At 70.8% G+C, this 21,482-nt stretch carries 18 protein-coding genes and 1 pseudogene; 6 read left to right on the top strand and 13 right to left on the bottom strand.

What is annotated here, in order from left to right:
- The first annotated feature begins 46 nt into the window (after nucleotides 1-46).
- Complete coding sequence (locus OG714_RS47550) at nucleotides 47-931, top strand: helix-turn-helix domain-containing protein (protein WP_406130647.1); 885 nt, start codon at nucleotides 47-49, stop codon at nucleotides 929-931.
- A 225-nt stretch (nucleotides 932-1,156) separates the two neighbouring features.
- Here the strand turns inward: OG714_RS47550 and OG714_RS47545 are convergent, their stop codons facing one another.
- The 7 genes and pseudogenes from OG714_RS47545 to OG714_RS47515 form a co-directional block, all read right to left on the bottom strand.
- On the bottom strand, nucleotides 1,157-1,546 hold the full coding sequence (locus OG714_RS47545; RefSeq protein WP_406130645.1) for an MFS transporter: 390 nt from the start codon (nucleotides 1,544-1,546) through the stop codon (nucleotides 1,157-1,159).
- Nucleotides 1,480-1,746, bottom strand: a complete 267-nt coding sequence (locus OG714_RS47540) for an MFS transporter (protein ID WP_406130643.1) — start codon at nucleotides 1,744-1,746, stop codon at nucleotides 1,480-1,482. The genes OG714_RS47545 and OG714_RS47540 overlap by 67 nt, the downstream gene beginning before the upstream one ends.
- A complete protein-coding gene (locus OG714_RS47535; RefSeq protein ID WP_406130641.1) occupies nucleotides 1,737-1,859 on the bottom strand; it encodes a hypothetical protein in 123 nt (40 codons plus the stop codon). The genes OG714_RS47540 and OG714_RS47535 overlap by 10 nt, the downstream gene beginning before the upstream one ends.
- Before the next feature lie 77 nt (nucleotides 1,860-1,936).
- Nucleotides 1,937-2,425 carry an ion channel gene (locus tag OG714_RS47530; RefSeq protein WP_406130640.1) on the bottom strand — a complete coding sequence of 163 codons (489 nt, stop codon included), beginning with the start codon at nucleotides 2,423-2,425 and terminating at the stop codon, nucleotides 1,937-1,939.
- A 92-nt stretch (nucleotides 2,426-2,517) separates the two neighbouring features.
- A complete protein-coding gene (locus tag OG714_RS47525) occupies nucleotides 2,518-4,542 on the bottom strand; it encodes an APC family permease (protein WP_406130638.1) in 2,025 nt (674 codons plus the stop codon).
- A gap of 180 nt (nucleotides 4,543-4,722) precedes the next feature.
- Nucleotides 4,723-5,575, bottom strand: a pseudogene (locus OG714_RS47520) (LLM class F420-dependent oxidoreductase); the annotation flags it as partial.
- Nucleotides 5,576-5,600: 25 nt separating this feature from the next.
- Nucleotides 5,601-6,254, bottom strand: coding sequence for a nuclear transport factor 2 family protein (locus OG714_RS47515; RefSeq protein WP_406130636.1), 654 nt, complete (start codon nucleotides 6,252-6,254; stop codon nucleotides 5,601-5,603).
- Nucleotides 6,255-6,463: 209 nt separating this feature from the next.
- Here OG714_RS47515 and OG714_RS47510 point away from each other — a divergent pair, with 209 nt between their 5' ends.
- A complete protein-coding gene (locus tag OG714_RS47510) occupies nucleotides 6,464-7,102 on the top strand; it encodes a TetR family transcriptional regulator (RefSeq protein ID WP_406130635.1) in 639 nt (212 codons plus the stop codon).
- 116 nt (nucleotides 7,103-7,218) lie between these two features.
- On the opposite strand, the gene OG714_RS47505 is transcribed toward OG714_RS47510, so the two are convergent.
- The 5 genes from OG714_RS47505 to OG714_RS47485 all read right to left on the bottom strand — a co-directional run bounded on the left by OG714_RS47505 (nucleotide 7,219) and on the right by OG714_RS47485 (nucleotide 13,103).
- Nucleotides 7,219-8,550 carry a cytochrome P450 gene (locus tag OG714_RS47505; RefSeq protein WP_406130633.1) on the bottom strand — a complete coding sequence of 444 codons (1,332 nt, stop codon included), beginning with the start codon at nucleotides 8,548-8,550 and terminating at the stop codon, nucleotides 7,219-7,221.
- Nucleotides 8,551-8,735: 185 nt separating this feature from the next.
- Complete coding sequence (locus OG714_RS47500) at nucleotides 8,736-10,001, bottom strand: MFS transporter (protein WP_406130631.1); 1,266 nt, start codon at nucleotides 9,999-10,001, stop codon at nucleotides 8,736-8,738.
- 45 nt (nucleotides 10,002-10,046) lie between these two features.
- The gene (locus tag OG714_RS47495) at nucleotides 10,047-10,940 is read right to left on the bottom strand and encodes a dihydrodipicolinate synthase family protein (protein WP_406130630.1); all 894 of its coding nucleotides are present in this window, start codon (nucleotides 10,938-10,940) and stop codon (nucleotides 10,047-10,049) included.
- 84 nt (nucleotides 10,941-11,024) lie between these two features.
- The gene (locus tag OG714_RS47490) at nucleotides 11,025-12,350 is read right to left on the bottom strand and encodes an aminotransferase class I/II-fold pyridoxal phosphate-dependent enzyme (RefSeq protein WP_406130628.1); all 1,326 of its coding nucleotides are present in this window, start codon (nucleotides 12,348-12,350) and stop codon (nucleotides 11,025-11,027) included.
- A gap of 186 nt (nucleotides 12,351-12,536) precedes the next feature.
- Entirely contained in the window at nucleotides 12,537-13,103 is a 567-nt protein-coding gene (locus OG714_RS47485; protein ID WP_406130626.1) for a hypothetical protein, read from the bottom strand.
- 239 nt (nucleotides 13,104-13,342) lie between these two features.
- On the opposite strand from OG714_RS47485, the gene OG714_RS47480 reads away from it, so the two are divergent.
- Entirely contained in the window at nucleotides 13,343-13,717 is a 375-nt protein-coding gene (locus OG714_RS47480) for a YybH family protein (RefSeq protein WP_406130624.1), read from the top strand.
- A 168-nt stretch (nucleotides 13,718-13,885) separates the two neighbouring features.
- A complete protein-coding gene (locus OG714_RS47475) occupies nucleotides 13,886-14,281 on the top strand; it encodes a hypothetical protein (protein ID WP_406131684.1) in 396 nt (131 codons plus the stop codon).
- A gap of 27 nt (nucleotides 14,282-14,308) precedes the next feature.
- Here OG714_RS47475 and OG714_RS47470 read toward each other — a convergent pair whose 3' ends face one another.
- Nucleotides 14,309-15,517 carry an IS110 family transposase gene (locus OG714_RS47470; RefSeq protein ID WP_406117882.1) on the bottom strand — a complete coding sequence of 403 codons (1,209 nt, stop codon included), beginning with the start codon at nucleotides 15,515-15,517 and terminating at the stop codon, nucleotides 14,309-14,311.
- 1,162 nt (nucleotides 15,518-16,679) lie between these two features.
- Here OG714_RS47470 and OG714_RS47465 point away from each other — a divergent pair.
- Nucleotides 16,680-17,051, top strand: a complete 372-nt coding sequence (locus tag OG714_RS47465) for a CU044_2847 family protein (RefSeq protein WP_406130622.1) — start codon at nucleotides 16,680-16,682, stop codon at nucleotides 17,049-17,051.
- On the top strand, nucleotides 17,041-21,420 hold the full coding sequence (locus OG714_RS47460) for a trypsin-like peptidase domain-containing protein (protein ID WP_406130621.1): 4,380 nt from the start codon (nucleotides 17,041-17,043) through the stop codon (nucleotides 21,418-21,420). The genes OG714_RS47465 and OG714_RS47460 overlap by 11 nt, the downstream gene beginning before the upstream one ends.
- Nucleotides 21,421-21,482: the final 62 nt, after the last annotated feature.

The following is a 21,482-nucleotide window of genomic DNA, read 5'->3' as shown; positions in this document are numbered from 1 at the left end:
CCTTTGGCGCAGCCGCTCCCCAGGTCACCCGGTCTACGGTGGTGGCATGGCCCAGGAACCCAACAGCGAGCTGCGGGACTTTCTCCGCTCGCGCCGCGCGAAGATCACCCCCGAGGAGGCGGGCCTGCCACCCCAGCCCGGCACCCGCCGCGTTCCGGGCCTACGGCGCGAGGAGGTCGCCCAGCTCGCGGGCGTCAGCGTCGACTACTACGTCCGCCTGGAGCGCGGGCGCCACCTCAACGTCTCCGCGTCCGTCCTGGACGCGATCGCCCGCGCCCTGCGCCTCGGCGATCTGGAGCGCGACCACCTGTTCCGGATCGCCAGACCGACCCGCACCCGTCCCCGCCCGCTGCCCCCGCAACGCGTCCGCCCCGGTCTGCGACTGCTCCTCGACAGCCTCACCGACGTCCCCGCCCTCGTCTACGGCCGCCGTATGGACGTCCTGGCCGCGAACCACCTCGCCCGCGCCCTGTACACGGACTTCGAGGCGCTGCCCGCCCGCAGCCGCAACATGGCCCGCCTGGTGTTCCTCGACGACCACTTCCGCACCCTGTACGCCGACTGGGAAGGCGCCGCCCGCGGCATCGTCGCCTCCCTCCGCCTGTACGCGGGACGTCACCCGCACGACCCCGCCCTGGCCGAGCTCGTCGGCGAACTCTCCGTCCAGGACGCGGACTTCCGCCACTGGTGGGCCGACCACGACGTGTTCCAGCGCACCCACGGCACCAAGCGCTACCACCATCCCGTCGTGGGCGAACTCGTCCTCGGCTACGAGGCCTTCAGCCCCGCCGACGACCCCGAGCAGACCCTGGGCGTCTCCACCGCCGAACCAGGCTCCGCCTCCGCGGAACGCCTGAAGCTCCTGGCCAGCTGGTCCCGGTCCCCGCGGCACCCGGCCCCAGCCGCACAGCCGGACACCCCACGACCCTGAAGCCGCTCAGCTCCGCTCCTCGGCAGCCGCGACGGTCGGCCACCGGCTGTCGACCGTGAGACCCGCAAACGACGCAACGAGGTGCGAGCGGGCCACTCGTCCCTCGGCCTCACCTGCCGTCCGGCTCCTCGGCGCGGCCTACCCGAGCCAGCGGCGACGCGACCTCCTCCAGCGGAGCGCGTTCCGCCTTCACGCCGATGAACGCCTCCATCACCCCGGCCGCGATCATGATCGCGGCGGCGAAGAGATAGCCGTAGAGCAGGCGGGTGGGGTCGGGGTGGCCTGGTCGCCGATGAGGGCGGCGAAGACGGTCGGGCCGGCGGCGCCGACGAGTTGGCCGATGGCGAAGAAGAGGGAGATGGCGCGGGCGCGCACCTCGACCGGGAAGATCTCGCTCACCGTCAGATAGGCCGAACTGGCCGCCGCCGAGGCGATGAAGAAGACGATCACCCACAGCACGGTCTGGGTGGTGGCGTTCAGCACGCCGGCGTCGAAGAGGAAGCCGCTGACCGCGAGCAGGGCGCCCGAGACGAGATAGGTGCCGCTGATCATCTGTCTGCGGCCGACGGTGTCGAAGAAGCGGCCCAGGAGCAACGGGCCCAGCAGGTTGCCCACGGCGAAGGCGAACAGGTACTTCGGGGTCTGGTGGTCGGGGATGTCGTAGAAGTGGGTGAGGACGTGAGTCCGCTCGCCACCAGGTACAGGCCGAGGGTGACCAGGAACAGTCTGCGCCGGCCCAGCCGGTCGAAGAGGTCGCCGAAGACGAGGGAGCCGGCGACCTGGCCGATCAGGTAGACCGTGGCGGTCAGACCCACCTGGTAGGAGTCGAGGTGCAGGGTGTCGGCACGCTGGAGGACGGGCCGACCGCGCTCGCAACGGTGATCTCCAGGCCGTCCAGCACCCAGGCGATGCCCAGCGCGATCACCATGCGGGTGTGGAAGGGCTACCAGTTCAGCCTGTCGATCCGGGCGGGTACCAGGGTGTGGACGGTCCGTCCGGTGCCGTTCACTTCGTGTCTCCCTCGGTCCCTTGCTTGGTGGTGAGCAGGTGTTCCAGGCGGTCGAACCGCTCGTGCAGGGCGTGGGCGGTCTCGTCGTACGCCTCGTGGATGTCGTGTTCCGCGCTCCGGACGAGGTGGTGGCGGGTCTGTTCCCGACCGACGAACCAGGTGGCCGCCGCTGCGGTGACCAGGCCGTATGTGGTGATCCCGACGACCATCACCACCGAACCGACGACCCGGCCCCACAACGTCACCGGGTAGAAGTCGCCGTACCCGACGGTCGTGGCCGTCTCGATGGACCACCACAACGCCCTCGGATACGACGTCAAGTTGGCGCGCTTCGCTCCGTCCTCGGCGGCCACGACCGCGTACGAACCGACGAGCATCACCGCGACGAGGACGGCCGTCGCGGCGCCCGCGGTCTTCAGATGCAGCGAGCGGCCCTCCCGGGCGAGCAGCAGGTTCATCGCCTTGGTCAGGAATCCGGGCAGCATGTCCGGATCGTGCGCGACGGGCGGCAGGTCAGCGACGCCCGGCACGCTCCGTGAGGGCGCCGATCACTCGTACGGAGGCGGTCCGGACCCGGTCACCGGTGCGGCTCCGGCCGATGTTCAGGACCACTGCCGACCACCACGCTGTACGGCAGGATCGTCACCACCACGGACGGCAGTTCCTCCAGGCCGCGGGCGATCCGTTCGGCGGTGCCGCCGTGCAGCAGCCGGCCGAGCACGGTGGTGTAGGTGCGGCGGGCGATGAGCAGGGTCAGCGCGGTGTGGCCGTCGGCGGTCTCGCGGGCGGCGAGTTCGGTCAGGGCCCGTTCCAGACGGCGGTCCGGGCAGTCGACGACCTCCAGCGGGACATCCGTGGTGCCTACGGCCTCCCACCGGGCCACCAGATGCCGGGCGCGTACCGCGTCGACCGCGACGTGCACGGCCCGCACCTCGTCGGGCCTCAACTCGTGGGCGTAGCGCAGCGCGTGGAAGACGGCCGGGTCCACGGCGTCGACGAGGACGCACACGACATGGCGCCGCCGGCGCGGCCGGTCGCTCTGTCCGGCGGGCGGCAGCGCCTCCACCTCGGCGGCCTCCGCACGGTATTCGCGGTTGATGCGGATCAGGGCCCACACCCCGAGCGGGAAGACCACGACGACCAGCCACGCGCCCTCGGTGAACTTGGTGACCGCGAAGATGAGGACCACGAGCGCCGAGACGACCGCCGCCGTCGCGTTCACCGCGATCTTCCATCCCCGGCCGGGTTCGCGTCGGCGTGCGTGGTGGACGGTCAGTCCGGCGCCCGCCATGGTGAACGCGGTGAACACCCCGATGGCGTACAGCGCGACGAGCCGGTCCACGTTGGCGTCGGTCACCAGCAGCAGCGCGAGGGCGACGACGGCGAGCGTGATGATGCCGTTGGAGAAGGCCAGTCGGTGCCCGCGCCGGGTCAACTGCCGTGGCAGGAAACGGTCTTCGGCGACGAAACTGGCCAGGTAGGGAAAGCCCGTGAAGGGTGTGTTCGCGCCGGTGTAGAGGATCAGTGCGGTGGCGAGCTGCACGAACACCAGCCCGACCGTGCCGAACACACCGCTGCCGAAGACGAGTCGGGCCTCCTGCGCGATCACGGTCGGCGTGCCGTCGGTGTACGGGACGGCGTGGGTGAGGTGGGCGAGACCCGACACCCCGAGCACGAGGACGCCCAGGACACAGCTCATGGTGACGAGCGTGCGGCGGGCGTTGCGGCCCTGCGGTTCGCGGAAGACGGAGATGCCGTTGGAGATCGCCTCCAGGCCGGTGAGCGAGGAGCCGCCGTTCGCGAACGCGCGCAGCACCATGAACAGCGACGCCCCGTACAGCCACCCGTCCCCCGCCGTGCCGAGCGGCACGACACCTCGCGCGTGGACGTCGGCGTGCGGCAGATCCCCGAACGCCCACCGGGCCAGACCCACGGCGAGCATCAGTCCGACCGCGGCCATGAACAGGTACGCGGGTACGGCGAACACCCGCCCCGCCTCGCGCAGGCCGCGCAGATTCCCGTACACCAGGATCAGCACCACCCCTACGCTGACCGGGAGTTGGAGGTGGTCGAGCCCGGTCCAGCCGTCACCGACGAGGTGGGCGAGCGAGATGAGCGCGTTGGTGCCGGCCGAGACCTGGACGGCGACCGTCACGACGTAGTCGACGAGCAGCGCCACGGCGGCGATCTGGGCGACGTCGGGGCCGAAGTTCTCCCGGGCGACGACGTAGGAGCCGCCGGCCCGCGTGTAGATCATGACGACATCGCTGTAGCAGAGCGTCAGCAGCACCAGGATCAGCAGGATCGCGCCCGTCACCGGCATGAGCAGCGTGAAGGCAGCGACCCCGACCACGGGCACCAGGACGCGCAGCATCTCCTCACTGCCGTACGCCGACGAACTGACGCAGTCCGAGGCGAGGACACCGAGCGCCGTCCGGTTGTCGAGCTTCTCCCCCTGGATGCGCCCGGTGACCAACGGCGGCCCGAGCAGCCGGCGCTTGAGCCGGTAGGAGAGCGGCTCGGGAAGGTACTCGGGTGGCGGCGTCTGCGGCACCTGGGATCGGTCGGACGCGTCCGAGGCGGGTACGGCGGGGTCGGTCATGGAGCCATCACACCCGGACTCGTGACGGCTCCCGTAGAGGATCACCCGTGAGGGCCCTGAACTGCACCCGGCCGGGCGGACGGTGGCTCTTCGGACGGGCGGGAAAGGCCGGGGGCGGGCGACGCGGGCCGGGTTCTGTCTCCTGTTTTCTGCCAGGCGTACCCGCACCGCGCGCCGACGTCAGAACCCAGCCGCACGAGCCGTCGAATACACCTCGGCGGCCACGTCCTTCAGTTCCTGCGCGTCCCGCGCGGCCCACGAGAGGTCGACCAGGAACTCGTCGAGGCCGATCTCGGCGTAGGCCATCAGATCGGTGACGATCTGTTAGACGTCACCCTGGAAGGGGGGCGGTCCGGGCCCGCGTGCCGCTTGGCGGTGTAGTCCGGGTTCACTCGTACGACCCCGTCCGCAGCGGCCGGGTGCGGCCGCGCTCGGCGGCCAGGTCCCGCAACTGACGCCAGCTGTCGGCCACTTGGGCGGGGCCGTCGGCGTACGGCAGCCAGCCGTCGGTGTGGTCGACGAGCCGGCGCATGGCCCGTGGGGTGTTGGCGGGGACCAGGATCGGGATCGGCCGGGCCAGCTTCGGTCAGACCACGGCCCGGGTGATCCTCGTGATCCGGCCGTCCTCGTAGACCACCGGGTCCGGGCCCCACACCGCCCGGCACACCTCGAACACCTCGTCCATGACCTTGCCGCGCTCCTCGAACGGGCGGACCCCGGCGGCCGCGTACTCGTCGAGGGACCAGCCGCTGCCGAGGCCCGCGACCACCCGGCCGCCGCTGGCCGCGTCCAACGTGGCCAGGGACTTGGCGAGTTGGAAGGGGATGTGCAGCGGGGCCACCAGCACGGCGGTGCCCAGTTCGACCCGTTCGGTGACCGCCGCCGCGAGGGTCAGGGTGACCAGCGGCTAGGCCACGCCCCGGTACGCGTCGGGCCAGGGCAGGCCGGGAACGCCGTACAGCGGCTGGGTCCGGGGGTCGGGGAACAGGGCGCGCTCGTACACCCGGACGCTGTCGTATCCGATGCCCTCGGCCACGCATCACCCGTCGGAGAACGCCTCAGTGCTTGTTGACCGCCGAGGCCCAGTCGAAGTTCACGCCCATGTCGGAGTACATCTTCGAGTACCCGACGAAGCAGTTGAACGTCGTGACCTTGCCGTTCTTCAGGTACCAGAAGTCGGCGGTCGGCGCGTCGACCTTGTGGCCGTTCCCCTTGACGAAGCCGCCCGTCGGCGCCGGGAGTTGACCGTCGAACGTGCCCTGGATCGACAGCTCGATGCTGATGGTGTCGCCGTTCACGGTGATGCGCTTGAGGTCACGGTGGACGTCGGAGAAGAGGCCCTTCATGTAGGGCAGGACGCTGCCGAGCGCCTCACCGCGGTATGCCTGGCCGGCGACCATGTCGTTGAAGACGCCGTCCTTGGTGAAGCTGTTGACGAACGTCGGGACGTCGATGTGACTGCCCTCCGCCACGTAGTAGTCGCGCAGGACGACCGCGAGGTTGGCCTTCTCGTGCTTGGTCAGGTGGCGGTCGGTGAGCGGCAGCTTCGCCAGTTGGCGTGCGGTCAGGGTCGGAGCCGCCGTACCGCTGTGGGCCGCCGCCTTGTCATGGGCGGGGCTCGCCGCCTGTGACGGCACGGCGGCGATGGAAAGACCACCCACGACAGCTACGGCGGCCGCGGCGGTGATCGACTTCCAGCTGATCAGCTTCATGACGTATTCCTCCAGGTATGCCCTCGGGATCCGGGATCCGTCACAACGGCTCGGCCTCTCGAGCGCTCTTAGTAAATCAAACGCTCGCTTGACTTTATGAACGGCGCCGCAACCTGTCAAGCCACCGTTTGAATTGTCTGCTCGCATGGCCGGCGGGGCACGCAGCGGCCGTTTGACGGCGTACTCAAACAACTGCTTGAGTACATGCCATGACCAGGGTGGAGAAAACGGACCTGCGCCGAGAGGCCGGTCAGCGCACGCGGGACGGTCTACAGGCTGCCGCCCTGGAACTGCTCGCGCAGCGAGGCCAGGACGGCTTGACACTCCGCGAGATCACAGAGCGCGCCGGAGCCAACGTCGCAGCGGTGAGTTACCACTTCGGCTCGCTGAAGGCGCTGTGCGACTCGGCGATCGAGCACGCGTTGGAGCGGTATCTGGACGCGCAGATGCAGGCCATCGATTCCCTTGGCTCCGCTCCGACACTCCGGGAGGTGGCGGCGGCGTTCGCCGGGCCGATGGTGCGCGCGCTCGCGGCCGGCGGACAGGACCTGGCCGTGATGCGGACCGTGGCGCGCGTCGGCATCGATCCGCCCCAGGGCTGGGAGCGGCTGACCGGCAAGTTCGTCCAGAGCCGCCTGGACGTCCTCCGGGTGCTGACGCCCCACATTCCCGGAGTCGACGAGCAGGAACTGATCTTCCGTACGCGCTGTGCGGCCGGCCTGCTCAACTGGCTCGCCCTGGCACCCATCGGCACCGAACTGGCCACCATGTCCGCCGAGCAGATCGAGCGGCAGCTGGTCCCTGTGGTGGCTGGGGCCTTCCGCGGGGACGTCGGTGCTGCCGACTGACCAGGCCTCAGGAGCTGTCGTCTTTCCGAAGACAGGCGCCAGGTTCTCGCCGGTCCAACTCGCCGACCGCGCCCAGGCCATCGTCGCGGGTGACAAGGGCGGAGCGCTCGGTCACGTCACGCGCCCTGGGCGTCTCCCGGCTCCGGGCGGAAGGGGCACTCGCCTGCGTGGGCCGTGTCGTCGAGGGCGCTCGGTGAACGGTCGGTCGGCGCGGGGCGCATACCGCTGGCCTCGTCCGACGGTGGGGTGAAAGCGACGTCCAGGCGGGTCAGGCCACGGAAGTTGAGGCTGCGCTGCCACTTCGGGGGCTCGGTGCCGTCGAGACGCAGGTCGGGGAGGCGGGTGAGGAGAGCCTCCAGGACGATCGTGCCTTCCAGCCGGGCCAGCGCCGCGCCGAGGCAGAAGTGCGGGCCGTGTCCGAACGCCATGTGCCGTCCGCCGGGCCGCTCGAAATCCAACATGTGGGGATCGGGGAACACCGCCGGATCCCGGTTGGCGGCGCCGCACACCAGCAGAACTGTCTGCCCTTCGGCGATGCTGCGGCCGGCCAGGTCCAGGTCGTGCCGGGCCCGGCGCAGCATCAGTTGTACCGGGGCGTCATAGCGCAGGAGTTCCTCGACCGCGGCGGGCAACAGATCCGGCCGCTTGCGCAGTTGCTCGGCAGCGTGCGGGTGGAGGAGGAGGGCGAGGGTGGCGTTGCCGATGAAGTGGGTGGTGGTCTCGTGGCCGGCGATCAGCAACAGGGCGCAGTTGGCGAGGAGTTCGTCGGGGTCCTGGCCGATGTTCTCGGCCTGTGCAGTCACCAGGGCGCGCAGGCTGTTCGGGGACGGCGGGGTGTCCGGGCCGGTGAGAAGCTCGCGGAAGTAGGCGAGCATGTCCGCCATGCTCTGCGAGGCCTCGCGGTTGCGGTCGGCGTCGAGGCGGGAGTTGCCGATGGCTTCGGCGATCGGCTCGGACCAGGCCGTGAGGGCGGCACGGTCCTCCTGCGGTACGTCGAGGAGGTCGCAGATGATGGTCAGCGGCAGCGGGCGCGCGAGGTCCGCGACGATGTCCATCCGCCCGGCCGGCGCCGCCTCGTCGATGATCCGGTCGACGGCGTCGGCGATCCGGGCGCGGAGTGTCTCAACTGCCCGTGGGGAGAAGGCTTTACTGATCGGGCCCCGCAGCCGGGAGTGGTCCGGGGCGTCGTTGTAGAGCATCTGCCGGCTCAAGACCCGGGCCAGCGGCCGCAGTTCCTCGGACACGGCCTCGATGTCGGGATAACGCACCGAGGACAATGCCGGGTTGCCCGTGGCGCCGCTGACCACCCCGTGCCCGGTCGCGATCCATGCGCTCAGGTGCCGGTCCCAGAAGAGCTCGTCGGTGTTCCGCAGCTCCTCGTAGAAGTCGTAGAGGCGCTCTTGGACTTGGGGCCGAAAGGCCGGGAGCAGCGAAGTGGTGGTGCGCATCGCGCCAGGCTAGATCACCTGCGGACATGGCGGAGTTGCCGTTCCGGAAACACGCTGTGTCAGCTCGTGTCGGTTCGTATCGGCGCATGTCGGCTCGCATGGGCGTCTCGCCGGGACCAGGCTGTGTTTCGGTTCGTCACTCAAGGGCGTTCATTCAAGGGCGTGTGCAGATGGCGCGGTCAGCGTCACGGGTGCTTCTCGTCGGCTCTCCCGAAACGCGTCTCGACGGTCGCGGCGACGACAGCCGCGGAAACCGCCAACACGCCGAGGACGAGCGGCAGTTCGATGGTCACCCCCGTCAGGGAACCGGCCAGCGCCGTGCCGGCGGAGCCGGACGTGATCTTCAGTGCCGCGACCCAGATGAAGACCTGGCCGCGCGCCCCGCGCGGTGCGTACTCCGTGCGGGCAGCGAGCGTGGAGGCGAAGAAGAAGGCGTTGAGGATGCCGGTGAGCGCGTAGGCCGAGACGGTCACCGTGAAGGCGGGGCTCACGGTGACGGTGAGGAGGCCGGCGACGACGCCCAGGGCGAGGCGGCGCATCAGCCGGTCCGGATCCCCGGTGAGCGGGAAGACCATGACGGCTATGGACCCGGTGAGATTGCCGAGGCCGTACGCGGCGGTCAGTACGGCCGCGGTGGCCGGTTCGACGCCGAGGATCTTCGTCATGTGGACCGCGGTGATCGGCAGGGCCGCGAGACTCAGGGCGACGATCATCGTCAGGTAGACGGTGCGCCGCAGCGGGCCGGTGCGGGCGATCAGCGCGAGGGTCGCTGCCGGCTTGAGGATCGCCGACCTGTCACCGCCGTGGGACGGCTCGGCAAACGGCAGGAGCAGGACGCCGCCCGCTGCCGCGGCCGCTCCCACCGCGAGGGCGAGAGCCGCCGCGGTCGGCGAGACCCAACCCGACAGCGCGGCCACCAGCGACGGGCCGACGGTGCCCCCGATGCCGTAGGTGGCCACGTCCCAGCCCTGGGCCCGCCGCTGCGCGCGCAGTCGCGGTCGCGGTCCGACGATGGCGGGCAGTCGGCTGCTGATACCGCCGGTCAGCAGCGGCCCGCAGGTGCCGGCCGCGGCCAGCAGCAACCCGGTGACTACGGCGGGCGCGTGACCGTACGTCAGAACTCCCGCGGTCAGCGCGGTGGCGTACAGCAGGCAGGCCGCCGCGATGACCTTCCGGCCGTCGCGGGCCAGGTCCAACGGCCGCGCCACGAAGGGGCCGAGCAGGTGCGGGGCGGTGATGCAGGCGCCGAGCACACCCGCGAGCGCCCCGGAGCCACCCGATGAGGTGACGAGCAGAACGACGGCGACCACGGCTCCACCGTCGGCCGTACGGGCGAGGGCCGCGGCGACGACGTAGCGCGCCAGGCCGTTGCCACCCCGGTCGCCCTGGTCGCCCCGGTCGCCCTTGCCTCCCTTGCCTCCCTTGCCGGGCGAAGGCGGAGCTTCCCACACCCTCCGCGTGCTTGCTATGTGCTGCTCACCCATGGTGGTTCGTGCTCAGGAGGTGAGCGTGAGGGAGTCCAGTACGGTGACGACCTCCCGGCGGGCGGTCTCGTCCAGCCCGCGCAGGGGACGCGGCAGGTTCGGTTCCTCCGTCAGGCCGAGGTGGGAGGCGGCGGCTGAGATGACGCGCAGGCTGCCGTGGCGGCGGAAGAGGGCCCACAGCGGTTCGAGTCCTTCGGACAGTTCCGCCGCCTGCTCCGCGTGGCCGGCCTGGGCGGCGCGGGTGAGGGCGAGGGCGGTCCGCGGGAAGGTGCCGCCGATGACCGAATACCAGGCGTCGCAACCGGAGTTCAGGCCACGGGCGGCCGTCCAGTCGCCGCTCACCCCGATGGTGACGGTGTCGGGGATCAGCGCGCGCAGCGCGTCGACGCGGAGTCGAGCCTCGCGCGGGTCCTCGGGCACACCGGGGATCTTGATCGAGCCGACGTTCGGCAACTGTGCGATACGGCCGTGCAGTTCGTCGGTGAACTGCACGTGCGTGGTGCCCGGGTTGTCGTAGACGCACAGCGGCACGGAGAGCTCGCGTGTGACGTCCTCGTACAGGCCGAACACCTCGTCCTCGGTGAGCAGTTGATACGTCATCGGGGCGAGCAGCACTCCGGAGGCACCCGCCTTCTGGGCGTCCTCGGCCAGCTCCAGCACGTGTGAGGTACGCAGCGCGCCGATCCCGACGATGACGGGCACCCCGTCGGCGGCCTCCACCGCGATCTTCGCGGCCTGGGCACGCTGCCCCCGGGTGAGGTAGGCGTAGCCGCCGGTGGAGCCGAGCGCGCCGATCGAGTCCACACCGGCGGCGGCGAGGCGGGCGACGAGCGCCTCGTACGCCGCTTCGTCGATGCCCTGCTCGCTGGTGGGTGTGAGGGGGAAGGCGCTCAGGCCGCGGAACATGATGGCTCCTTGAGTGAGTGGGACAAGCACGGGGAAAGGCCGGGGGCAGTGGAGGGGTGAGATGGGGTGGGGAATCCGTGATGGTCAGGTGGTCGCGGAGCGCAACTCCGCTACGACCGCCGCGAGTTCGGCGGCGAAGGCCTCGGCCTGCGGCTCGGTGACCGTGGAGGCGGTGACCCGGATCGCGCCTTGGTGGGCGGTTGGATCCGGCGCGAAGAGATGACCCGGCCGCACCGCCCAACCCCGCTGCGCCAGGGCGGCGACCGCGGCCCGTGCGTCGACGTCGAGTTCGACCCATACGTTCAACCCGTCGGGCTGGTAAGGGACTTCGATGCCCTGGGCGCGGAGTCGCTCGACGAGCAGGCCGCTGCGCCGGGCGTAGAACTCGCGGGCCCGTTCGTGGAGTTCGTGGACCCGGGGATCCAACAGGAGTTCGCGGGCGATGTGTTGCAGCAGCCGGCTGACCCACGTGGTGCCCGCGCTCAACCGCGCCTCCAACCGCGCGGTGGTCTCCGCGTCGGCGGCGACGAGAGCCAGACGCAGATCCGGCCCGAGGAACTTGGACACGGACCGCACCAACGCCCAGCGGGTACTGCCCGGTGGGGTGACCCGGTGGTACGGCCGCGCCGAGACCGCCGAGAAGTGGTCGTCCTCGATCACGAGCACCTGGGGGTGCTTCGCGAGGACGGCCCGCAGGTCGGCCGCCCGTTCCTCGGTGATGCTCGCGCCGGTCGGGTTGTGGGCGCGGGGCGTGCAGACGACCGCGCGGGCACCGGCTTCCAGGGCGGCCCGCAGCGCGTCGGGGCGCATACCGGCGCCGTCGACCGCGACGGGCGCGGAGCGGTAGCCGCTCAGTCGCAGGGTTCCGATGCTCGCCAGGAAACAGGGGTCCTCGATCGCGACCAGATCCCCCCGGGTGAGGTGGGCGTTCAGCAGCCGCTCGGTGGCGTCCACGGCTCCGTGCGTCACCAGCGTGCGGAACGGCTGATCGATGTCCTCGGCGAAATCGGCGCGGGCCCATGCGTCCAGCCCCGGGTCGATGGCGGGCATGCCGTACAGCGGCGGGCTGTACTCCCCGCTCCGGGCCGCGCCCAGGATGTCGGGCAACAGCATCGGGTCCGGATTGCCACTGGCCAGGTCGACACAGTCGCCCCCGACACCGGCCCCGACGCCTTCCCGCGCGAGCTGCGGCACCGCCGCGACCACCGTGCCGCCACGCCCCCGCGTCTCGGCCACCCCCGCCTGGACGAGCCGCCGGTAGGCGAGGGCAACCGTATTCCGGTTGACCCCCAGCTCGGCCGCGAGCACCCGCACCGGGGGCAGGCTCGCCCGCGGCGCCAACTCGCCCGAGGTGACCTGGTCCCGCACACTGCCCGCGATCTCGGCCGCGGTGGTGCCCTTGATGCCCACGTGATCAGCTCCGCTCGAACAGAGGGTTTCGTCCTATGCCAAAGTTTGTCCTAGGCCAAAGATACGTCATGGGTGGGCTCGGGCGTTCCTGGGTCGCGGGTTCGGGGTGAGGTGGTGGGCGGGTGAGGGGAGGTTGAGTGGATGGGTGAGTGGGTGAGTGAGCGCGAGTGGTGTCGGGCCGTCGGTTCACGCGATGTGGCGGGTGATGAAACCGTGCCACTTGGCCGGGGCATGTTCCGGGGTGGTCCGGTGACCTCCCGCGAAACCGAGCAGTTCCTTGTCGGGGCTCACGAAGGCGTCAAACAGCTGGAGTTGCCCCGGACGCGGGAAGATCTCGTCGTCCCACTGCAGGTGGAAGAGGACGGGCGCGGTGACGGCGGAGGCGTCGTTCAGGACGCGGTGCGGTGAGTGAAGTCCCGGATTGATACGGGGAGTTGATTGCGTGCCGAACTTTCCGAACACCGCGCACTTCAGCCCCGGCCCGAGGGCGCGTGCGGCAGCGAGGCCGAAGCGAGTGCCCATGGACAACCCGAAGTACGCCTGACGTGCCGGATCGGCTGTTCCGACGTCCACCAGGAGATCGCGAGCGGCGACCCAGTCGTCAGCCATGCGGTCCAGCACCCGGCCGATACCCTCGGCGGCCATCCGGCTCTGGTACTCCGGCGGTGTGAGAGGTGATGCCACCCGCTCGCCGTGGAACGGACCGTCGATCGCTACGGCCGCACAGCCGGACGATGTGATCCGGTCGGCCATCGACAGGATTCGGTCGCTGTGGCGGTGGCCGCTGCCACCGTGCCCCAGCAACACCAAAGGGACTGCCCCTGACCGACAGTTCGGCGTCCACACCGTGCCAGGAATCGTCGACAGTGGCCGGTTGATCAGGAACGAGCGTTGTGTGGAGTGAGTGGAGTGATCAGAGCCCGGGCGGCAGTCGGACCAGGCCACATGCTGACTCACATCGCCATCAAAACACACTGGAGAGGGCCGTCCCCATGTCAGATCTCGCTGCCGAACTCACAGCGTTCATGACGCGCTACGAGCAGGCCACCAACAGTCACGACATCGATAGCGTAAGGCCGTTGATCGATTCGGATGCCGTCTATTGGTTCTCCGACGGTTCCCATCGGGGCCTGGGCGAGATCACGGGAGCAATCGAGCGGACCTTCGCGACCATCCACGACGAGGTGTACGAAATCCAGGATCTTGAGTGGGTTGTCCTGGCCGCCGACCACGCCGTGTGCCGGTATCGCTTCTCCTGGACAGGGGTGGTCGACGGCCGGCCTCGCTCCGGACAGGGACGGGGCACGAACGTGCTCGTGAAGCGGGAGGGTGAGTGGAAGATGCGGCACGAGCATTTGAGCTCCTGAACTGCGGTTCCGCTCCCAGCACTTCACGTCAAGCGAGCTTCTGCCCGGCCCGACGATGCGCCGGATCACCGGGGGGGTGCCTCTATGTTCTTCGTCAAGGGTGTGGGCAGCATCGGCCCGGGGTTCGATCTTCTCCGTGGGGCATGAGACTGTCTGGTCGTGCCAGAGATGATGGGTGGGTTGGAGGCGGCCTTGGCTGAGGCGTCGTCTCTTTCGTGGACGCAACGTGTTCGTGCCGGGCGTGGCCTTGCTTCCTTCACTGATGTCCCTGAGGCTGCCGAAGCGCTGGTGGGGCTGCTTCTCGACGTCGAGGACACGGCGGTGGCTCGACAGACGGCAGAGGCCCTGGCCCGGGTGGGGACGGTGGGCGCCATAAGGCTCATCGCTTTCGCGGTTGCAGAGGCTGACGACAACCAGGCCGACTGGCTGCAGACCGGTATATATGACGCGCTTGCGGGACCGGACGTCGCAGCGGCCTGCGGAAAGCTCGCCCTGGACCCGGAAGAAGCTGTCCGTCGGGGTGCCGCAGATATCTCGGCGTGGACAGACGGCACAAGGTGTTGATCTGAATCAACCTGCCTGTGGGCTGGTTCATGTAGCCGTCGTATGAGGGTGGCGGGGTTCGTAGAAAGTGCCGTCGCGGAGCATCGCGAAGAGCACGCTGATCCGCTGTCGGGCGAGGCGGAGAAGTGCCTGCGTGTGTGTCTTTCCGCGGGCTCGGCAGCGGTCGTAGTAGGTGCGGGAGGCGGGGTCATGCAGGGCGGCGAACGCGGAGAGGAACATCGCGCGTTTGAGTTGCCGGTTGCCGCCTCTGGGGGCGTGTTCGCCGTGGATGGAGGTTCCCGATGACTTGGTGGTCGGGGCGAGGCCGGCGTAGGAGGCGAGGTGGGCGGCGGTGGGGAAGCTGGTGCCGTCGCCGACGGTGACCAGCAGTACTGCGGCGGTCCTGACCGCGACCCCCGGCATCGAGGTCAGGACCTTGGAAAGAGGGTGGTCCTCCAGCAGGGCTTTGATCTGGGTTTCCAGGGCCCGGCGCTGTTCATGGACGGCCGCGAGGGAGCGGGCCAGGGACGGGATCACGACGTCGAGGGTGCCGGTCCCGGGGACGACGACGGTCTGCTCGTCGAGCGCGTCGAAGACGTCGTCGATCAACCGGGTGGCCATGCGCGGGGCCTTGGGCCGGATCACCTCGACCAGCTTGCGGCGTCCGGCTTTTCGCAGGGCGGCCGGAGATCCGTGGCGTTCCAGCAGCCAGGTCACGGCCGGGTGGTCCAGGCGGGGCCCGAGGACGCGCTCCAGGCTGGGGTGGAACTGGGTGAGCAGGCCGCGGATCCGGTTGGAGGTGCGGGTGGCCTCGGCCGCGAGGTCCTGGTCGAAGCCGGTCAGGACGGTCAGTTCGGCGGTGATCTCGTCGGTCAGTTCCAGCGAGCGGAGGGTGTGCGGCATCGTCCGGGCCGCGTCGGCGATCACTGCGGCGTCCTTGGCGTCGGTCTTCGCCTCGCCCGGATACAGGTCGGCGATCCGCCGCATCGCGAGTCCGGGCAGGTAGGCGACCTTGCAGCCTGCGTCCCGGGCGACCGCGAGCGGGAGGGCGCCGATGGAGGCGGGCTGGTCCACGATCACCAGCACGGTGCCGAACTTCGCGGTCAGCTTGTCGAAGACGGCCCGCAGTTGCGGCTCGCTGTTGGGCAGCTGCTTGTCGAGGACCTTCTTCCCGGTCGGGGTGAGTCCGTGGCCGTGGTGAGCACTCTTGCCGACGTCCAGGCCGAGGAACACGCCCACGTCTTCGGTGTCGAACATCGCGCCTTCCAGGGGAGTCGAACGGGCCGGCCTCGGCGGTGGTGTCGTACGCGCGCATCCACGTTATGCAGACCTGTCGCCCGCGAGCTGTCCGGCATTGCGCCGGACCGGGTGGTGGCCGGGCCTCTGATCAGCGTCTCCGACGGCACCTCCCGGGCCCGGTGACACCACCCCCCAGGTCATCTGTTCGACAGGGGGGAACAGTCATGCCGGGCCCGGAGGCCAGCGGCCCTCTTGCAGGACCGCCAAGAAGATAACGGGGGACGCGAAGAGGGGCGGTGTGGCACTCGACCTGCCTGGGTCGGATGGCACACCGCCCTTGCCACGTCGGGGAGTTGCCAGTGCGCGGCCTGCCTGCTGTGCGGCCTCCTGGGCGCGGGCGTGGCGGTCGTCGGCGAGGTCCCGGTGTCGGCGAGTGCGGAACTGGCGGACGTGGCGGGCAGGATGCTGGTGTCCGGGCGGAACAGGTTCACTGTGATTCCCATGAACAGCAGGGGGTCGCCGCTGATGTCGAAGCCGAGAAGATCGACGTACAGCTCGACTCAGTTGCCAGCCAGCAGCGCCAGTTGACCGTCTTCGGGGAGCGTGTCTGCTCCGCGATCGACCAGAACCAGTCGCCCACGCGCTGAAGTTGTGGCTTCCGCGGCCGGTAGCCGGCCCCCTTCTTGCCCAACTCGCGGGTAGCCAAGCTGTGTCGTACTCGGCCGTCGACAGCTTTGGCTCACCCCGCTACCTCTCGGACGAAACGGGGGCGACCCGGCCACGCTGGTGCACGGCGTGCGCGCCGCACAACGCACCCTGCACAAACCGGAGTTCGCGAACCGGCGGCGGCATCCATCACCTCGCCGGTGACCATGCTCGCCGAACAGGTCGCCGACATCCTCCGGGGACGAGGACGAAGCTGAACGGCCTCCGCGAGTCCCCTGTACGCATCTTCACCGGTCAACGGTCGGGATCAAGCACGCTGAGCCCCTCGCACACTCCTTTCATACCCCTCCCCCCAGCGATCGCCACGGCGAAGGTTCACCGACGTGTCAGAAAAGGTCGGCTGTCCGTCTCTTTCGGTCACCGCCGACTCCGCGTCGCGGACGGCTCGTTGACCAGGGCGACTTACCAACTCCTTTCCGCTTTCCGTCACATCACAGGGCAGGCCCAACGCTCCATGGCAAGCATCACCACATTCGAACTCGGCGACGGCTCATTGCTGCGGGTGGAGACGGCGGCGCCCGTCCCTCCCCGCCCGGCGGCCGACGACGCGTACGAGCCCATCGGTCGGCCGCGGCCCGCGGAGACTCTGGGGAACGCCGCCGACACCTTGCGCGACGCGGTGAACCGGGTGCGCCCGGCAGTCCAGGACATCGTCGACTCGCTGCGCACGATGCCGCGCCGCCCCGACCGGATCACGTTGGAGTTCGGGGTGAAGGTGACCGCCGAGGCCGGCGTGGTGATCGCCAGAACGGCCGCCGAGGCCCACTTCACCGTGGGGGTGGAGTGGGAGCCCACGGATGGGCGGGACGGATCCGGTGCCGTCTGACGGTCTGCCGCCGCAGGCCCGCTACGAGCGGGGCGCGGCCAGGGTGTTCGGCCCGGACGGAGCGGTCGCGGGAGCGGGTTTCCTCATCGGCGAACGGCTGGTGTGCACCTGCGCCCACGTCGTCCAGGAGCCCGACGGTTCTCGCCCCGGGCGCCCGATCGCTGTGGACTTCCCCCTGCTCGCCGGGGCCGACGCGGGTGCTCGGGTCACAGCCGAGGTGGAGTCCTGGCGGCCGGAGGACGACATCGCGGTACTGCGCCTGTCCACCGCGGTGGACGGCACGGAACCGCTGCCGTTCACGGACGGTGCGAGCGACGGACCGGAGGCGGAATGGGGCGGCGAGATCCGCTCCTTCGGCTTCCCCTTGGACGCACCGCGCGGGGTGAACGCCACCGGAGTGCTGCGGGGCCGCCAGCGGGCCGACCGGCTCCAGCTCGACCTCGCCGCCCACGGGGTGCCGATCGCGCAGGGGTTCAGCGGGGCCGCCGTGTGGGACGTACGACGGCACGCCGTGGTCGGAATGCTCGTCACGCGCGGACGGTACGGCCTCAGTGGCACCGCCTATCTGATTGCCGCGGACCGGCTGATCGGGACGGAGGCGCGACTGGAGTGCCCGTTCCGCGGCCTGAACCGGTTCGAGGAGCGGGACGCCCGGTACTTCCACGGCCGTAGGGCGGAGGCGCGGGCGCTGGCGGAGACGCTGGGTTCGCGTCCGGTCACGGTCCTCGTGGGACCTTCGGGCAGCGGGAAGTCGTCCCTGCTCAGGGCCGGTCTGCTGGCCGAACTGCGGCGCAGGGAAACGCCGTCGGCGCTGCGGGTGCCCCGGGCCGCCGCCGATCCGGACACCGCCGAGCTCGGGCACGCCGACGCCTGGGTCGGTGAGGCCGTCGCCGCTGCCTGGCACGCGGCCGTGCCGGACACCGCGGCCCGCCATGAACGCCAGGCCGCGGTGCGCGAGGCGTGCGCCGGGCCGGAGAGCGCCCGCATCGCCCTGCGGGGCCGGCTCTCCGACGAACTCGGGCCGCGCGGTGCCGTACTCCTCCTGGACCAGTTCGAGGAGTACGTGGCCGCCGCGCCGGCAGGAGCGTTGCGGGCCTTCCGGGTGCTGTCGGCGCTGGCGGCCGCTCCCGACCCGGCACAGGGCGGCGGCCTGCGGGTCGCCCTGACCGCGCAGCCCGCCACTCTGGAGGCCCTCACCGCGGCCGACACCTCGGCATCGCTGGGCCGCGCGGTCATGTTCCTCGCCCCGATGACGGCCGACGCGCTCGCCCTCGCCGTCGACGAACCGGTCAGGGCCGTCCCTGGGCTGCGTATGCAGAGCGGCCTGAGCGCGCGCCTCGTCCGCGACGCCGTCGACGAACCGGGCTGTCTGCCCCTGCTGCAGTTCACGCTCACCGAGCTGTGGGACCGGCGCAAGGCCCACACGCTGACGCACGCCGCGTACGAGGAGATCGGCGGGGTCGGCGGGGCGCTGGCCGCGTACGCCGACAAGGAGCTGACCGAGTGCCTTGCCCAGAGCGGAGTGCGGGAGGCGGTCGCCCGTCGGCTCTTCCAGCGGCTGGCCCGTCCGGACGGCCAGGGCGGCTTCACCCGACGAGCGGTAGCGACAGGTCAACTACCCAGCCAACAGGCGGAGTTGGCGCGCAGGCTGGCCGGGCACCGCCTCCTCGTCTGGGACGTCGTGGAGGCGGCGGGTCCCGGGGATCCGGGCGGCACCGTGCACGTCGTACACGAGGCACTGCTGCGGGAGTGGCCGCGGCTCGCCGGCTGGTTGCGGGACGGCGCCGGGTTCCGTGAGTGGCAGGAGCGCACGGCGCGGGACGCGGCCGAATGGGAGGCACGCGGGCGGCCGGCCGGGCTGCTGCCGCACGGGGTGCGGCTGGCCCAGGGACTGGAGTGGCTGGCGGGTCGCGCCGAAGACCTCACCGCGGAGGAAAAGGCCTACCTGGAGGCGGGCCGGCGACGGCAGCGACGCGGACTACGGCGTCTGTGGGGCGTGACGGGCCTGGTCACCGTACTGGCGGTGCTGGCTTCGATCCTCGCGGTGAACTTGTACGGTGCCCACCAACGGGATCTGGCGGAACTGCGGACCGCCGCTTCCGCCGAACTGGGTGAACTCGCCGGAGAGGTGGCCGAGCAGTCACCGGACGGCGCGTTCCGCTACGCGGCGGGCGCGTGGTCCGCGCGGCACACGCCCCAGGCCCAGCGGGTGTTGTTCCAGCAGTACGTCCGGGCGCAGGACACCACCGCCTCGTACAGCGGACTGTGGCGCGGCGCTGCCCGGACGACGCGAGCGACACCGGACGGCGGAACTCTGGTGGTGGTGTCCCAGCCGGCCGGCGGGACCGCTTCGGAGGCGACTGTCGTGACAGGCGCCCTGGGCGGAAGACCACGGGCACTGCGGCTGCGGGAATTCCCCACGGGCCTTGCGCCGGGCGGCTTCCAGGACGCGTTGAGCGACGACGGCCGACGCTACGCGCTGGCCACGACGGACGGGAGGGTCCTGCTCTGGAACCTGACCGACCATGTCCCTCGCCCGCGCATCCTGTCGGGAGCCCTGGCCGGCCGCGGCGACGTGTACGGGCCGTCGGTGGACTTCTCCGACGACGGCAGTCGCCTGCTGCATTTCCACGCCTTCCAGAATCCGGTCCCCGAGGACGCCGGCCGGCACGCGCTGGTGCGGCTGTGGGACCCGAGGACCGGTCAACGCCTTCCCGCGTCCCAGCGATCGGTCGCCAGGTACAAGCCGAGCCAGGCCTGGCTGCTGGGGAAGGGCGACCGGATCGCCGTCGCCACCACCCGCAAGGTGGGTGGCGGAGAGAACCCGCGCTTCGACAGTTACCTCGACGTCCACGCCGTGCGCTCCGGCGAGCGGATGCGCCAGGTGTACGGACCGGTGCGGCGGAGCGCCCAAGAGATTCCCGCGAGTCGGGGGCACGGCGTCTGGTTGAGCACGGAGGGCGGCATCCGCCGCTGGTACACCTTGGCCCTCGGGGCGAACCAGCCGAGCGGCACGCTCGACGGATCCTTTGGCCAACCGGATCTGACTGGCACGCACCTGTACGACGAGCGCTCCACCGTCTCGGCGCCGGGCGGGGAGTACCGACGCGTCACGTTCCTCGACCCGCGGGGCGGCCACCGTTACTGGGCGGCCACGCTGCCGGGCGGGAACCCCGCCCTCGACATCGCGGTGGTCGGGGAGAACGACGGACCACGCACCGTGCTCACCGCCGTGGGCGACTCCCTGATCCGGGTGCGCCCGGTACGGGTGCCCCCGCCCATCCGAAGCACCTCCTCCCCCTGGGGCACCGCCTTCGCCCTGGCCCCGGACGGCTCGCGCAGCGCGAGGGTGCAGCAGGGCAGGCTCGAGGTGCTGGGGCCGGGTGCCCGGCTCCGCGGCACGCGTCTGCCCGCCCTCACCAGGCAGCTGAACTACCCCCTGCGTCTGCTCTGGGCCACCCGGGACGGCATGGACACGCTGCTCCTCTGGTCCGGAAACATGACCTACGCGCTCCTGTACGACGTGGACACGCTGAGCTCCCCCGTGCGCGTCACATGGAACTGCGGCCGTCCAGGCGGCCCGGACTGGAACACGCCGGAGGACGTCGTCCGGACGGCCGACGGAGAGATCGTCCTGCTCTGCCTCAACGGCACACTGGTCCGGCTCGATCCGCACACCGGTCTCCAGAGCGGCGGCCCGGTCCCCGTCGAGCCTCCCGCGCGGCAGCCGGACCACAACGCCTGGGGCGGGCAGCTCACGCCACGGCCGGGCCACCCGGACCAGGTCGCTGTGGTCACGCAGGAGTGGGGCAAGCACGGCCGGATCGAGGTGTGGGACGTGAGGAGGGGCACCCGTATGTCCCGGCTGGAAGGCGCCCGACTCGCCTACGCCTCGGACGGCCTGGACCGGCTCACGGTCTTCACCCCCGACGGTGACCGGCTCGCCGCCCGTGGCCAGGACCGCCGGGTGGAGTGGTGGCAGGTGGACGAGGAGCGCAGCACTGGACACACCCGTCCTCTTGAGGACGTGAGCAGCCTGTTGGGCGTGGCAGGGGACGGGAACCTGATCGCCGAGCTGACTGGGGACCTCGCACTGTTCTCGCCCCGCAGCGGCACGCTCCTGGGCCGCGTCGCACGCCCTTCCTCCACGCTGAGCGCCTGGCACCTGGACGGCGACACCCTGCGCCTCGCGAGCGACCAGGACACCCTGGCCCTCCGCCTCTCCCCCGCCCACTGGTACGACGCCCTCTGCTCCGCCGCGCCCGGTTCCTACAGCCCCACTCAGCGCGCGGCCCTGCGCCTGCGCAAGGCGCGGGAGACTCAGCCGTGCCCGAGCGATCTCGCGCACCCGGCCGGCAGCCGAACCTGACCAGACGTCCGGAAAAGAAGGTGGCTCCCTGACCACCCCGGTGCCGAGCCGCCCCGCATGCG

Origin of the sequence: Streptomyces sp. NBC_00989 (assembly GCF_045162655.1) — a bacterium.
Taxonomy (GTDB): Bacteria; Actinomycetota; Actinomycetes; order Streptomycetales; family Streptomycetaceae; genus Streptomyces.
The sequence above is the reverse complement of the archived record's forward strand: the minus strand, read 5'-3'. Positions and strand labels throughout refer to the sequence as shown.

Bases quoted from the DNA above. Each gene is read 5' to 3' on its own strand.
- OG714_RS47550 (WP_406130647.1), top strand. From the start codon at position 47: ATGGCCCAGGAACCCAACAGCGAGCTGCGGGACTTTCTCCGCTCGCGC.
- OG714_RS47535 (WP_406130641.1), bottom strand. From the start codon at position 1,859: ATGGTGATCGCGCTGGGCATCGCCTGGGTGCTGGACGGCCTGGAGATC.
- OG714_RS47530 (WP_406130640.1), bottom strand. From the start codon at position 2,425: ATGCTGCCCGGATTCCTGACCAAGGCGATGAACCTGCTGCTCGCCCGG.
- OG714_RS47525 (WP_406130638.1), bottom strand. From the start codon at position 4,542: ATGACCGACCCCGCCGTACCCGCCTCGGACGCGTCCGACCGATCCCAG.
- OG714_RS47515 (WP_406130636.1), bottom strand. From the start codon at position 6,254: ATGAAGCTGATCAGCTGGAAGTCGATCACCGCCGCGGCCGCCGTAGCT.
- OG714_RS47510 (WP_406130635.1), top strand. From the start codon at position 6,464: ATGACCAGGGTGGAGAAAACGGACCTGCGCCGAGAGGCCGGTCAGCGC.
- OG714_RS47505 (WP_406130633.1), bottom strand. From the start codon at position 8,550: ATGCGCACCACCACTTCGCTGCTCCCGGCCTTTCGGCCCCAAGTCCAA.
- OG714_RS47495 (WP_406130630.1), bottom strand. From the start codon at position 10,940: ATGTTCCGCGGCCTGAGCGCCTTCCCCCTCACACCCACCAGCGAGCAG.
- OG714_RS47485 (WP_406130626.1), bottom strand. From the start codon at position 13,103: ATGGCCGACCGGATCACATCGTCCGGCTGTGCGGCCGTAGCGATCGAC.
- OG714_RS47480 (WP_406130624.1), top strand. From the start codon at position 13,343: ATGTCAGATCTCGCTGCCGAACTCACAGCGTTCATGACGCGCTACGAG.
- OG714_RS47475 (WP_406131684.1), top strand. From the start codon at position 13,886: ATGATGGGTGGGTTGGAGGCGGCCTTGGCTGAGGCGTCGTCTCTTTCG.
- OG714_RS47470 (WP_406117882.1), bottom strand. From the start codon at position 15,517: ATGTTCGACACCGAAGACGTGGGCGTGTTCCTCGGCCTGGACGTCGGC.
- OG714_RS47465 (WP_406130622.1), top strand. From the start codon at position 16,680: ATGGCAAGCATCACCACATTCGAACTCGGCGACGGCTCATTGCTGCGG.